This is a genomic window from Lysobacter sp. HA35, assembly GCF_054061195.1.
On the sequence record NZ_JBSSDY010000001.1, the window covers coordinates 165,948 to 178,948 of the forward strand.

General features: G+C 67.3%; 16 protein-coding genes. 8 read left to right on the forward strand and 8 right to left on the reverse strand.

Features of this window, described 5'->3' with window-relative positions:
• Positions 1-8 precede the first annotated feature (8 nt).
• Both ACVWZN_RS00905 and ACVWZN_RS00910 read right to left on the reverse strand, forming a co-directional pair.
• The gene (locus tag ACVWZN_RS00905) at positions 9-224 is read right to left on the reverse strand and encodes an RNA-binding S4 domain-containing protein (RefSeq protein ID WP_456952228.1); all 216 of its coding nucleotides are present in this window, start codon (positions 222-224) and stop codon (positions 9-11) included.
• A gap of 4 nt (positions 225-228) precedes the next feature.
• Positions 229-624, reverse strand: a complete 396-nt coding sequence (locus ACVWZN_RS00910; RefSeq protein ID WP_456952229.1) for a DoxX family protein — start codon at positions 622-624, stop codon at positions 229-231.
• Positions 625-751: 127 nt separating this feature from the next.
• On the opposite strand from ACVWZN_RS00910, the gene ACVWZN_RS00915 reads away from it, so the two are divergent.
• Together ACVWZN_RS00915 and ACVWZN_RS00920 are read left to right on the forward strand one after the other, a co-directional pair.
• Entirely contained in the window at positions 752-1,153 is a 402-nt protein-coding gene (locus tag ACVWZN_RS00915) for a VOC family protein (protein ID WP_456952230.1), read from the forward strand.
• Positions 1,154-1,263: 110 nt separating this feature from the next.
• Positions 1,264-1,623 carry a cupin domain-containing protein gene (locus tag ACVWZN_RS00920; RefSeq protein WP_456952231.1) on the forward strand — a complete coding sequence of 120 codons (360 nt, stop codon included), beginning with the start codon at positions 1,264-1,266 and terminating at the stop codon, positions 1,621-1,623.
• Between the two features lie 3 nt (positions 1,624-1,626).
• On the opposite strand, the gene ACVWZN_RS00925 is transcribed toward ACVWZN_RS00920, so the two are convergent.
• Both ACVWZN_RS00925 and ACVWZN_RS00930 read right to left on the reverse strand, forming a co-directional pair.
• On the reverse strand, positions 1,627-2,571 hold the full coding sequence (locus tag ACVWZN_RS00925) for a DMT family transporter (protein ID WP_456952232.1): 945 nt from the start codon (positions 2,569-2,571) through the stop codon (positions 1,627-1,629).
• A 61-nt stretch (positions 2,572-2,632) separates the two neighbouring features.
• Positions 2,633-3,526 (reverse strand): LysR substrate-binding domain-containing protein, encoded by an 894-nt coding sequence (locus ACVWZN_RS00930; RefSeq protein ID WP_456952233.1) that lies wholly within the window; start codon positions 3,524-3,526, stop codon positions 2,633-2,635.
• A 171-nt stretch (positions 3,527-3,697) separates the two neighbouring features.
• On the opposite strand from ACVWZN_RS00930, the gene ACVWZN_RS00935 reads away from it, so the two are divergent.
• Together ACVWZN_RS00935 and ACVWZN_RS00940 are read left to right on the forward strand one after the other, a co-directional pair.
• Positions 3,698-4,591, forward strand: a complete 894-nt coding sequence (locus tag ACVWZN_RS00935; protein ID WP_456952234.1) for a DMT family transporter — start codon at positions 3,698-3,700, stop codon at positions 4,589-4,591.
• A gap of 250 nt (positions 4,592-4,841) precedes the next feature.
• On the forward strand, positions 4,842-5,141 hold the full coding sequence (locus tag ACVWZN_RS00940; RefSeq protein ID WP_456952235.1) for a cupin domain-containing protein: 300 nt from the start codon (positions 4,842-4,844) through the stop codon (positions 5,139-5,141).
• A 102-nt stretch (positions 5,142-5,243) separates the two neighbouring features.
• Here ACVWZN_RS00940 and ACVWZN_RS00945 read toward each other — a convergent pair whose 3' ends face one another.
• Both ACVWZN_RS00945 and ACVWZN_RS00950 read right to left on the reverse strand, forming a co-directional pair.
• Positions 5,244-6,065, reverse strand: coding sequence for a DUF72 domain-containing protein (locus ACVWZN_RS00945; protein WP_456954673.1), 822 nt, complete (start codon positions 6,063-6,065; stop codon positions 5,244-5,246).
• A gap of 177 nt (positions 6,066-6,242) precedes the next feature.
• A complete protein-coding gene (locus tag ACVWZN_RS00950) occupies positions 6,243-6,545 on the reverse strand; it encodes a hypothetical protein (RefSeq protein ID WP_456952236.1) in 303 nt (100 codons plus the stop codon).
• Positions 6,546-6,705: 160 nt separating this feature from the next.
• On the opposite strand from ACVWZN_RS00950, the gene ACVWZN_RS00955 reads away from it, so the two are divergent.
• A complete protein-coding gene (locus ACVWZN_RS00955; protein WP_456952237.1) occupies positions 6,706-9,126 on the forward strand; it encodes a TonB-dependent receptor plug domain-containing protein in 2,421 nt (806 codons plus the stop codon).
• 69 nt (positions 9,127-9,195) lie between these two features.
• Here the strand turns inward: ACVWZN_RS00955 and ACVWZN_RS00960 are convergent, their stop codons facing one another.
• Positions 9,196-9,483 (reverse strand): BON domain-containing protein, encoded by a 288-nt coding sequence (locus ACVWZN_RS00960; RefSeq protein WP_456952238.1) that lies wholly within the window; start codon positions 9,481-9,483, stop codon positions 9,196-9,198.
• Between ACVWZN_RS00960 and ACVWZN_RS00965 the strand changes: the two genes are divergently transcribed.
• The 3 genes from ACVWZN_RS00965 (at position 9,482) to motB (ending at position 11,968) form a co-directional block, all read left to right on the forward strand.
• A complete protein-coding gene (locus ACVWZN_RS00965) occupies positions 9,482-9,823 on the forward strand; it encodes a hypothetical protein (protein WP_456952239.1) in 342 nt (113 codons plus the stop codon). The two genes, ACVWZN_RS00960 and ACVWZN_RS00965, sit on opposite strands and share 2 nt — an antisense overlap.
• 126 nt (positions 9,824-9,949) lie before the next feature.
• Positions 9,950-10,810 (forward strand): flagellar motor stator protein MotA, encoded by an 861-nt coding sequence (gene motA / locus ACVWZN_RS00970; RefSeq protein ID WP_027082494.1) that lies wholly within the window; start codon positions 9,950-9,952, stop codon positions 10,808-10,810.
• A gap of 3 nt (positions 10,811-10,813) precedes the next feature.
• Positions 10,814-11,968 (forward strand): flagellar motor protein MotB, encoded by a 1,155-nt coding sequence (motB, locus tag ACVWZN_RS00975; protein WP_456952240.1) that lies wholly within the window; start codon positions 10,814-10,816, stop codon positions 11,966-11,968.
• A 3-nt stretch (positions 11,969-11,971) separates the two neighbouring features.
• On the opposite strand, the gene ACVWZN_RS00980 is transcribed toward motB, so the two are convergent.
• Positions 11,972-12,907, reverse strand: a complete 936-nt coding sequence (locus tag ACVWZN_RS00980) for a peptidylprolyl isomerase (protein ID WP_027082495.1) — start codon at positions 12,905-12,907, stop codon at positions 11,972-11,974.
• Between the last annotated feature and the right edge of the window lie 94 nt (positions 12,908-13,001).

Genomic DNA, 13,001 nt, shown 5'->3' on the forward strand with positions numbered 1-13,001 from the left:
GCGTCGCGTCAGGTGACGTGGATTTCGACCAGTCCGACGCGCACCACCTGACCCGCGCGGATCTTCGCGGTCTTGCGCAGTTCGACGGCGCCGTCGACGTTGACGGCGCCGCTGGCGACGATCTGCTTGCCGGCGCCGCCGCTGTCGCAGAGCCCGACCAGCTTGAGCAGCTGGTTGAGTTCAACGAACTCGCCTTCGAGCTCGAAATCCATCCTCTGCGTCATGCGATCAGCGCTCGTTGACGCTGAAGCGCCCCGGCCCGAGCAGCGCAAGCGCGAGCGCGGACACGAGATACATCGCCTGCAGCTCCAGCGCCCAGCCGCCCTGCTCATTGAACGAGCCGATCTGGCGCATGTGCACCAGCAGCACGGCGATCACCATGTTGATGAAGACCAGCACCGCGCCGATGCGCGCGTGGAAGCCGGCGATGAGCATCAGCGGGCCGATCACTTCGCCCAGCAGCACGCCGTAACCGAGCGCGCCGGGCAGGCCATGCGCTTCGACCATGTGGACGATGCCGCCCATACCGCCGTTGAGCTTGGACAGCCCGTGGAAAAGGATCAGCACGCCGAGCGTGACGCGGAGCAGGAGCTTGGCGATGTCGTGCTGGGTGTTGGCGTTCATGGCGTTCCCCCTGTTCGAACGCGGCGAGCATAGACGCATCGCCGCGCGCCTGTCTTCGCCGGCAGCCGGCGGCCTTCGCATCGTGTGAACGGGTTAGCATCCCGGCTCGCTTTCCGGAGACGCATGGATGATCGCCTACACCACAATCGGCACCAACGACCTGCCGCGCGCGGCCGCGTACTACGACACTTTGCTCGCGCTCATCGGCGGAAAGCGCGAGATGGAGCAGCCCGGCTACTTCATCGCCTACGGCACCGGCGGACACGGCGCCGGCCTCGGCGTCACCGTGCCGTTCGACAAGAACGCCGCGACCGTCGGCAATGGCGTGATGGTCGCGCTGGAAGCGAAGGACCGTGCGCAGGTCGACGCGGTGCATGCGAAGGCGCTGGAACTCGGCGGCACCGACGAAGGCGCGCCGGGCGAGCGCTTCCCCGGCTTCTACGCCGGCTACTTCCGCGACCTCGACGGCAACAAGCTCAACATCTGCCACATGACGTTCGACCAGTCGGATCACGCGCCGGCCGCGTGACCGTCGATACGTCGTCGCCCGAAGGCGTCGCGACTTGCGGCGCCTTCGTCGTTTCCGGGACTGACCGGCCGTCGACATGTGCGCTGCCAGCCTTCGTGCAGGAGGCGGCCATGCACACGAAGAAGCTCAGGTTCGGCGAAGGGTTCCGCGTCGCGTTCGAAGTCCGCCGCGCGCAGTGCGCGGAGATGGTGCTGGCGCCGGGCGACACCGAAGGTGGCGATGACAACTATCACCGCGGCGCGGATCAGTGGCTGTACGTGGTCGACGGCCGTGGTGTGGCGACGGTGGAAGTCGACGGACGCAAGCGTCGCATCACGCTGGAGCCGGGCCGACTGCTTGTCATCGAGAAGGGCGAGCGCCACGAGGTGCGCAATACCGGCAGCGGACTGCTGCGCACGCTCAACTTCTACTACCCGCCAGCGTTCGCGCGCGACGGCGATCCGAAAGGCCCCGGCCGCAAGCGCGGCTGAGGCTCAGTCCACCGCGCCCTTGGCTTCCGATGCGGCGAGCATCTCCGGATGCTCGATGCGACGCAGCCGATGCAGCAGCGGATACGCCAGCACCGCGCCGAGGATGATCGCCACGCCCGCATAGAACGTAATGCTCAACTGGCGCTGCTCGCCTAGCAGCACGATCGCCAGCACGATCGCGTACACCGGCTCCAGGTTCACCGCGAGCTGCGCCGCGAACGCGCTCATGTGCCGCAGCGCGACCAGCGACAACGCGTACGGCACCAGCGTGCAGCCGATCGACAGCACCAGCAGCAGCCCGATATCGCGCAGCGGGGGCAGGGCGAGTGCGAGCCCTTCGCCCGGCATCAGAACGCTTATGAGCGGCGACAGCAGGGTCAGCGCGACCGTGCCCGCGGCAAGTTCGATCGCCGTCACCGTCAATGCATCGCCATGCTCGACGAGTCGCTTGTTGAGCGAACCGAACAGCGCGACCAGCAACGCCGACAACGTGCCGACTGCGACACCCGCACGCATGCCATGCGGAATGCCTCCAACGACGAGTGCGACGCCCGGCAGCACCGCGACGCCGAGCAGGAAATCACGCGGCTGGAAGCGTGTGCGCGCGAGCCACGGCTCGACCATCGCGGTGAATACTGTGCCGAGCGCGATGCAGGTCGCGCCCACCGATGCGTTCGACAACTTGATCGAGCCGTAGAACGTCAGCCAGTGCAGCGACACCAGCACGCCGATCCCGCCGTACGCGGCGATGAGGCGGCCCGGCATCGCACGCAGGCCGCGCCACACGCGCGGCACGCAGGCGAGCACCGCGACCACGAACAACATGCGCCACCACACCAGCGGCAGCGCGCGCAGGCTGATCAGCTTTCCGAGGATGGCAGTGAAGCCCCATAGCACCACGCAAGAGTGGATCTGCAGGAAGGCGCGGCGGGTTTCGGGTGTCGACATCGCGCCATTATCGACGCTGCATGCGTCGACGCCGCGCCGCGGTCGTCACGGAACACGCGGCTCAGCCGGTGTGTGTGCGAGCTTCGTCGATCACCCAGTCGACGAACGTCTGCGCGGCGGGGCGCAGGCGGCGATGCGTCGGCGTCACCACGTAGTACGCCCAGCGCGCGGTAAGCGACGGTCCCGGCAGCTGCACCAGTCGGCCGCTGGCGAGATAGGGCGCGACGATGTGCTCGCGTGCGAGCACCGCGCCTAGCCCCGTCGCCGAGGCTTCGAGCGCACCGGTGGAATCGGTGAAGCGGAAGCGCTCGTCCGGCGTAATGCCCAGCACCTTCGCCGCGCGGAACCAGTCGTGCCAGCCCTGGCGTGCGTTGTCGGCGACCAGCGGAAGGCTGGCGACGTCGCGCGCCGTCTTGGTTTCCGCGATGCCGGGCATCGTCGGTGCGGCGACGGGGAAGAGATGTTCGTCCATCAGCTTCGTGGCCTGCGCGCCGGGCCACTGGCCGCCGCCGTGACGGATCGCGAGGTCCGGCCCGCTGTCGTCGAAGCGGGCAAGGGCGAAGCCGGTTTCGATGCTGAGGCGTACACCGGGGTGCATCGCGGCGAAGCGCGGCAGCCGCGGCATCAGCCAGGCGCAGGTGAAGGAATGCAGCGTCGCGATGCGCACGATGTCGTGGTCCTCGCTCGACGCCTTGAGCCCGCGCAGCACGTCCTCGAGGTCGGCCAGCGAACTGCTCGCCGCGTCGGCCAGCTGGCGCCCGGCCGCGGTCAGCGCCACGCCGCGCGCATGGCGCTGGAACAGCGGCAGCCCGAGCCGCGATTCCAGCTTGCGCACGTGGTGGCTCACCGCGCTGGCGGTGAGGTGCAGCTCCTCGCCGGCGTGGGCGAAGTTCTGGTGGCGCGCTGCCGATTCGAAGGCGGCCAGCGCCGACAGCCATTCCGCGCGGGTACTCATGCGAGCCTCAAGCCAGATTTGGGTCGGACCTCGAAAGTATGCGCTTGTGCCGCCCCGCGTCGCACGGACAATAGGCTTCGACACCAACTTCGCTCGTGGCCAGTGGTGCGCAAGACGCGGATAGCGTCGACGCCGCACCGGGCCCAGCCTGCGCTTTCCGGAGGAAACGCCATGTCCGCCAATGCATCCGCCACCGCCAATGCGGTCCCATCCGCCGCGTCCTGGGTGACGCCGCTGGAGATCGGTGTGCTCGGCGCGATCTGGGGCGCGTCCTTCCTGTTCATGCGTGTCGCCGCATCGGAGTTCGGGCCGGCCGCGCTGGTCGAGCTGCGTCTCGCGCTCGGCGCGATCGTGCTGATGCCGTTCCTGTGGAAGGCGCGGGCATCCTTCCCGCTGCGCATGTGGCCGAAGCTCGCGGTGATCGGCGCGATCAACTCGGCGATCCCGTTCCTGTTGTTTGCGTGGGGTGCCGAACGCGCGCCGGCGGGCGTCGGCGCCATCTGCAATGCGATGACCGTCCTGTTCACCGCGCTGGTCGGCGCGATGTTCTTCCGCGAAAAGATCGGCTTGGCGCGCAGCGTGACGCTAGCGACCGGTTTCGCCGGCGTGGTCGTACTGGCGAGCGGTCGCATCGCCGGCGCCGACATCGGCCCTGCGGTGATGGCGGGTTCGGCCGCCGCGTTGCTCTACGGCGTCGGCATCAACCTCGTGCGTCGACACCTGACCGGCCTACCGGCCAGTGCGGTCGCGCCGGCGACGCTGCTGTGTAGCTCGATCCTCGTCGCGCCGTTCGGCATGGCGCAATGGCCGTCGCGGATGCCGTCCGCGCATGCGTGGCTGTCGGTGATCCTGCTCGGCGTGATGTGCACCGGCATCGCCTTCGTCATGTACTACCGGTTGATTGCGCGCATCGGCGCGGGCCGCGCGTCGACAGTGACCTACCTCGTTCCGCTGTTCGGCGTGGCATGGGCGTGGATGCTGCTCGGCGAAGTGCCGACGCTGCGGATGGTGATCGCGGGTGCGCTCATCCTCGGTAGCGTGGCGATGAGCCAGCGCGCGAACTGATGTCGACGTTCGCGGCTGCGTATCTCGCGTCGCGTTACGGCACCGCGGAGCAGCTTGCGGCGGATCGCGGGACCAGCATCGCGACTTGATTCATTCGATCGGTGCATACGCGAACGCGGCGATAAGGTTCGCGTCCGCCAGTATGCGTCGAGCAGTCATTGTCGATCGGGCGAGGACTTGGCCGCAATCGTTCGGTCAACGCCCGCGATGACCCTCGCGAAACATCCAAGATTCACCACGGAGCTTTCCGATGGCAGTACATAAGGATCTCGTCGCTCTTGCCTCGACGCTGCCAGAAGCGTGGTGTTCGACCGTCGTCGGTCGCGCCGCGGGCGCCAACGTCAAGGTGACGCGCATGGACGGCCGTGCCTATCCGAACGAGTCGCATGCGGTCGACGAAGCGTTGCTGGTGCTGGAAGGACAGATGAACCTTGAGATCGGGGGCGCGATCACCCACGTGCGCGCCGGCGAGGTGTACATCGTTCCTGCCAACGTTCCGCATGCGGTTGCTGAAGGCAGCCACGGCACACTGGTGATCATCGACGCCTGACGGCTCGTCGAAGCGCGGTCGTTACGCGGCTCTAGTGGATGTCGGGTAGTGCAGCGATCGCCCATGTGCGGCGGTGACGCGGCGACGTTTAGGCGTTGCAGGTCAGCGACGCAGCAACCGCGAGATCATCGCCATGCCCGCAGCCGGATTGCGCTGCTTCGCACCGCCGATGAAGTAGACATAGACCTCGCGCTTTCCCAGCAGCGTTGCCGGTTCGACGAGATGCGGCACGTCGCTCGGCTCTTCGCCACGCGCCCATTCGCGCGCGCGCTCGAGCCAGGTATCGAGTTCCGCACCTTCATAGCCTTCGGCGAGATCGACGCGCGAGCGCATCAGTCGCAGGTAGACGATGCGACCGGTCACGTCGCCGAACACCGGCATGTCGGGCGCGTCGGTGAATACGGTGCCGGCGCCGAAGCCGCGTGCGATCTCGATGAAGCGCGGGTCGACGAAACTCGGATGACCCGGTTCGATGACATGACGCAACGGTCGCCCGTCCAGCGTGCGCGGCAGCAGGTCGAGGAATGCAGCGAGATCGTCGGCGTCGAACAATCGGCTCGGCGGCATGTGCCAGAGCACGGGGCCGAGTCGATCGCCGAGTTCGGCGAGTCCACCATTGAGGAACGCCCACGCGGCCTTGCCGCATTTCGCCAGCGGCCCGCGCTGCGTTATGTGCTGCGGCGCCTTGACCGAGAACACGAAGCCTTCCGGCGTCTGCTCGCGCCACTGCGCGTACTCGGATGCACGACGCGCACCGTAGAACGTGCCGTTGATTTCGACGGTCGAAAAACGGCGGCTCGCATATTCGAGTTCGCGACGCGTCACCAGACCCGGCGGATAGAACGTGTGCCGCCACGGCGCGTACGTCCAGCCACCGATGCCGATGCGAATGCCGTCGACGGCGGGCACGCCGCTACCGAACATCGCGGGTGCGCCGGGCAGATACGTGCTCGTCCGCGGAGAGAGGTCCGACAGCAGCGCTTCGTGCAGCCGGCCTTGCATGATCAGGCTCCCGTCGGGCCGTGGACGCGCGCGGGCTCACGCACCATCGTGCGCGGGCTCGTCATTCGCATCAGGGGCGCGACACGGGGCATCGTTCGCTCAGCTGTTCCAGTCGTTGTCGTTCTCGAACTCGACCATCACGTCGAGGTCGTGGGCCAATGCTTCAACGGCATCGCGCACGCGCTGCACGGTGTAGTCGTTGCCAGCTTCGACTTCGAGTTCGTGCACGCCGGGGCCCTGGTCGTCGGGCAGGCCTGCTGAACTCGAATCGTCGTCGTCGGCATGCGGCATCAGATCCGCCACTTCTTCGACGTGCTCGATGCCGTCGATGCTCTGCAGCAGATTGCCGATGGCGCGGGCGTGGTGGTCGCTGCCTGTCACTCGCATACGCATCACGGGCATGGCATTTACGTCCGGTGTTTGGGGCGATTTCGAGGCTAGGCACGCAGCGGCAAAGGCCGTGTGATGGGCTGCGCCCTGCAGCTGAGCGGTTCATCGCGTAGACGGGGTGACGCGTCCCGGCTAGATTCCGCGCGGGGGATCACTTCTTGGGGAAACACAGATGCAGGGACACTCGATCGACCATCCGCGTCGCGCCGTTCTGAGTTCGACGATCGCCGTCGTGCTCGCGCTCGCCGCCATGCCGAACGCATACGCACAGGACGCGACCACCGCACCTGCCGACGCCGCCACGCCGCAGCTCGACACCGTGAGCATCGTCGGCTCGCGCCGCGTGCAGCGCTCGTCCGAAACCACCACGCCGGTGCCGGTGGACGTGCTGCCGATGCAACGCCAGGCCGAGACCGGTGCGCAGTTCGACCTCGCGCAGTCCCTGCAGGCCACGGTGCCGTCCCTGATTTCCACGCGCCAGACCGGTGCCGATGGTGCCGACCTCGTCGACGGTGCCGCGCTTCGCGGCTTGGGTTCCGACCAGACGCTCGTGCTCGTCAACGGCAAGCGCCACCACACGGTGTCGCTGGTGAACATCTACGGCGCGCGCAACCGCGGCAACACGGGTACCGACCTCAATTCGGTCCCGGTGATGGCGATCGACCGCATCGAAGTCCTGCGCGATGGCGCGGCGGCGCAGTACGGCTCCGACGCGATCGCCGGCGTCATGAACATCGCGCTCAAGCGCCGCGAAGGCTGCGAAACCGCGCTCGGCTGGGGGCAGTACTCGCGCGGGGACGGCGAGAACTGGCTGGCGTCCGCGTACTGCGGCATGAAGCTCGCGACCGGTGGCACGCTGGCTGTGACCGGTGAATGGCAGGACCGCGGCCGTTCCAATCGCGCCACCGCCGAGAACCCGCTGCGCATCATCGGCGACTCGCAGGTGATCAACCGCACGCTGTTCTTGAACGGCGACCAGCCGCTGGGCGACGCTGCGACCGTCTACTTCACCGCCGGCATCCAAAGCCGCGCCGCGTCGTCGGCCGCGTTCGCGCGCGGGGGCGTTGGCAGCGACGACATCCCGTCGCGCAACTCGCCCGACATGTACCCCGATGGCTTCGTGCCCTTCATCGATGCCGACATCGAGGACCGCTTCGGCATCCTGGGCGTGCGCGGTGATGCCGGGCTCTGGCATTGGGACCTGTCGCAGACGCATGGCTACAACGAGCTGCGCTACGACATCAACCACACGCTCAACGCGTCGATCGCCAATGCCGAGGCCACCGCGGGCCGCCCGGCGATCAGCCCGTCGCGCTTCGACGCCGGCGGCTTCTCGTTCGAGCAGAACACCACCAACCTCGACTTCTCGCGCTTCTACGACGGCGTGCTCGACGGCATGAACCTCGCGTTCGGCGCCGAGCATCGCGACGAGCGCTACCGCATCCGCGCGGGCGAACCGAATTCGTACCGCGATGCGGACGGCGCGGGCGTCGGCGGCAACGCGGGCAGCCAGGGCTTCCCGGGCTTCCAGCCGGCCGACGTCACCAACCGCACGCGTTCAAGCGATGCGCTATACGCCGACGTCGAGCTCGACCTGTCGCCGCGCTGGACCACCGACCTCGCCGTGCGCTGGGAAGACTTCAGCGACTTCGGCTCGACCGTCGACGGCAAGATCGCCGCCGCGTTCAAGGCCACCGACACGTTGCTGCTGCGTGGCTCGTACAGCACCGGCTTCCGCGCGCCGTCGCTGCAGCAGAAGTACTTCTCGTCGACGATCACCGACTTCATCAGCGGCCAGCCGGTCGACATCGTGATCGCGTCGAACGACAGCCCGCTCGCGCAGGCCGCGGGCATTCCGGCGCTGACCGAAGAGAAGTCCAAGAGCGGCACGCTCGGCCTGACGTGGACGCCGTCGCGCGCGCTGTCGCTCACCGTCGACGCCTACCGTATCGACATCAGCAACCGCATCATCCTCACCGGCGAGTTCGGCACCGACGATCCGAACATCGGCGCCATCCTCGAGGCACGCGACGTGGGCGTGGCGCGCTTCTTCGTCAACGCGGTCGACACCAAGACCACCGGGCTCGACGTCACCATGTCGAACCACGCCACGCTGTGGGGCGGTGCGCTCGACACGTTCCTCGCCGCGAACTTCAACCGCACCGAAGTGACGCAGGTGAACGCGCCGGCATCGCTGGCCGGTCGCGAAGACACGCTGCTGCCGGAGCGTGATCGCCTGTTCGTCGAGAACGGCGCGCCGCGTCGCAAGGCGGTGCTCGGTTTCGACTGGACGCGTGCGCAGTGGAACGCGAACCTGAAGATCATCCACTTCGGCCCGCAGGAACTCGGCACGTTCTCCGGCACCGAGGCCGGCGTTCCGAACCAGCACTACGACGCCAAGACCTCGGCCGATATCAGCGGCACCTACTCGTTCACGCCGAAGGCCAAGCTCACGCTCGGCGTCACCAACCTGTTCGACGTGTTCCCGACGCGGCAGGACCCGAACGAGACCGACAACGGCCACATCTACGAGAGCGTGCAGTTCGGCCTGAATGGCCGCGCCTACTTCGCGAGGATGTGGTTCGCCTTCTGATCCAACTCGTACCTGTGATGCGAAAACGCCCGCGCGATGCGGGCGTTTTCGTTTGCGGCGGTCGCGGCGTCAGTCGACCCGGTTGTCGCGCGGCTGCCAGTCGGCATTCGGCGGCGAGCTGGAAAACCCGCTGCCCGGCTGGTTCAGGCCGCTGCGCACCGCGCCGCCCGTGCCGAACGAAGCGACGCCGTTGTCGACGCGGATGCGGTTCTCGACCTCGGCCACGCCGCGGACGGAATCGGCGATGTCCTCGGCGCGATGCTTCATCCAGCGCTGCGGCACTTCGCCGGTCAGCAGCACGCGGCCGCTGTCGACGCTGATGAGGATCTCCGACGCGTCGAGCAGTTCGTCGTGCATGAAGCGCTCGTTGAGTTCCTCGGTGAGCGTCGAGTCCGAGCGGCTGGCGTTCTTCGGCCCGCGACGCGCGTGCATGGGCGCGGTGCGTCGACCGGGTCAGCGCGCGGTCCTCGTCGCTCTGCACGTCGCGGCCGTAGCGTGGTTCCTCGGGGCCGCCGATCTCGGGCGGGCCGAACGAGTCGTCGGCGCGGCCGGTGTCGGCATCGCCACGGTCGGTGATCGAGGGCATGTCCTCGTACAGGCGGGCGCCGGCGTCGCGGTTGCGGCCGTGCTGCGGGGTGGTGGGATTCATGGCGTGCTCCTGCGGGGTCCGGCCCCGATGCTGGCCGCGCGGGCGTGACCGAAGCGCCAACACGAAGCGGCCGTAATGCGACGCAGGCCCCGCGCCACGGCCGCTTTGCTCAAGATCGCCGGGCCATCGCCGATACGGTCGGTGTCGAATCCGCCGCGTCGGGAGCAAACACGGATGTATCTGATCATCGGCGCCGTCGTCGTTCTCGCCAGCGTGCTCGGCGGCTTCACGATGGTGGGCGGGAAGCTGCTCGCGTTGTGGCACCTCAACGAAATCATCGTGATCGTCGGCTGCGCCGCCGGTTCGTGGGTGGTCGCGACCCCGATCAAGGTGATCAAGGCCTCGCTCGCCGGCGTCAAGGGCGTGATGAAGGGCCCGAAGTACAAGCGCGAGGACTACGTCGACCTGCTCAAGCTCATCTACGAGCTGCTGGTGAAGATGCGTCGCGAAGGCATGATGGCCATCGAAGCGCACATCGAGCAGCCGCAGGACAGCTCGATCTTCCAGAAGTATCCGAAGGTCCTCGCGGACCATCACATCCTCGACTTCATCACCGACTGCCTGCGCCTGATCGTCGGCGGCAACATGGCACCGCATGAACTCGAGTCGCTGCTCGAGTACGAACTCGAGACGCACCACCACGAATCGCTCGAGCCCGCGCATTCCATGCAGAAGGTGGGCGACGCGTTGCCGGGCTTCGGCATCGTCGCGGCCGTGCTCGGCATCATCAATACGATGTCGATCGTCGGCAGCGCATCGCCCGCGGAGATCGGCGAGAAGGTCGCGTCGGCGCTGGTCGGTACGTTCCTCGGCATCCTCGTGTCGTACGGTTTCGTCGGCCCGATCGCCAGCGCGATGGAAAACCGCGCGCACGAAGACGGCAAAGCGTTCGAAGTGGTGAAGATGGCACTGATCGCGTCGCTGCGCGGCTACGCGCCGAGCGTGGCGATCGAATTCGCACGCAAGCTTCTGTTCTCCGACGTGCGCCCGACGTTCCAAGACCTCGAAGCCGACCTCAAGGCCGCGAAGGGCTGATCGATGTCGGCGCAACCGGCTCCCATCATCATCGTCCGACGTCGCAAGAAGAGCGGCGGCGGGCATCACGGCGGTTCGTGGAAGGTGGCGTACGCCGACTTCGTGACCGCGATGATGGCGTTCTTCATGGTGATGTGGCTCGTCGCGCAGATGCCGCAGGAACAACTCGGCGGCATCGCGGATTACTTCAAGAACCCCAGCGCCGTGCAGGGCCGCACCAGCACGATGGTGCAGGGACGCATGGGCCCCGGTGGGGCTGGCGACACGCCGATCAAGATGTTCTCGCAGGTGCGCAATCCGCCCGGCGCGGGCGCTGCGAAAGTTCCAGGTCTGGGCAACGGCAAGAATGCCGACGAAGCCGCACGCAAGGCGCTCGAACAGGCGGACAAGAAGAAGCTCGAACTGCTGAAGCAGCAACTCGAGAAGGCGATCGCGCAGAGCCAGGCGCTCAAGCCGTTCAAGGATCAGCTGCTGATCGACATCACGCCCGAAGGCCTGCGCATCCAGATCATCGATGCGATGAACCGCCCGATGTTCGACTCGGGCTCGCCCGAGCTGAAGGGCTACACGAAGCAGATCCTGGTCGAGCTCGCGAAGTACGTCGACCAGGTGCCGAACCGCGTCGCGATCACCGGCCACACCGACACCGCGCAGTACGCCGCGAAGATCGGTTACAGCAACTGGGAACTGTCGGCCGAGCGCGCCAATGCCGCACGTCGCGCACTCATCGAAGGCGGCATGCGCGAGGAGAAGCTCGCACGCGTCGTCGGTCTGTCGTCGTCGGTGCCGTTCAATCGCAATGATCCGGCGGATGCGCGCAATCGCCGCATCTCGCTGGTGGTGCTGAGCCAGGAAGCCGAACGCATCGCCGCGGAAAGCGATGAGCCGCGCCTCGCCGGCGATGGTCGGCCGAACGATCCACCGCCGGTGCCGCGTTCTATGGATGCTGGCCCGCTCAGGCCGCGCACGACGGGCGTCGCATCGAACGTTACGCCCGACATCGTGCCGATTCCGGGCGTTGCGACCGCACCCAAGAATGCGACGACGAAAACCGACGGCGCGACTTCGGCCGCGGAGGCCGCGCTCAAAATCGCGAACGACCACCCGACGCAACCGGCGGCGCGCGCCAGCGTCGCGCCGCCGATGATCACGCGCTGATCGTTACTTCTTCGCTTCGCGCGAAGGCAGCGGCACGTTGCACAGGTCGATGTGGTGCGCCTGCACCTTGTAGAACGCGTCGCGACGATTGCGGCGCGATTCGACCAGTTCCTTGAACAGCGGCGAATCGGTGCGCATCAGCTCGATGTTGGTGCGCTCGCTCGCCGGCACGTCGGATGCAAGCCGGATCGACGTGATGCCGACGCGCTGTTCGGGCTTCTCGAAGAAGCCGAGCGCGCCAGTGCCGCGCGGAATCGTCGACAGCCATTCCATGCCCTGCACGACGCGGCCGACCATCGACATGTTGCGATCGAGTTGTCGCGGCGATTGCCCGGTCACGACATAAAGCTCGGTGGCGTCGCTGGAATCGGCTTCATTGTTGCGGCCCGCGCCGACCGCGCCATAGCAATGCGCCATCCAGTACGTGCCGGCCTTGGGGTCGTGACCGACCGGCATGCCATCGGCGAAGCCCACCTGCGGCGCCCAGCCGTCGACGTCGGGAAGTCGCGTCCATGTCTTCGTCAACGATGCGTCGCGACTGGTGAACTCCGCCGGCAACTTCGCCTTCGCGCTGCCGATCGGCTTGCGCTTGGCGGCGTCCTCTTCCGGATCGCCCCACTGCACGACGAAGTTGTCCTGCGAACGCACGATGCTCAGCCCGTTCCAGTAGCCCTCCTTCGCGAACGTGCGCACGTTGCCGACGTGCTGCGGCGAGAAGTGCGGCGCGAGTTCGATGACGACGCGGTGCCCGTTCGCGAGATCCATGTACAGCGCGTTCTGCGGATCCAGCGCGCGCCAGTCGGACGGCTTGGACGCGTCGATGATTTCCTGCATCGAACGCACCGCCGCGGGCTTGGCGGGCGTCGCGGCCTGCGTGGCGAGCGCACAGCAGGCGAGGGCGATGGACAGCGAGAGGGCGAGCGGGCGCGACGTCGGCATGGCGGGTTTCCCGGAGTGGTCGGCCGATTCTGGCGCAGCGGCCGCTTCGAGGGTGGGCCGACCCCTGTCTTCGGTCCGCATGACCTCCGGCAGG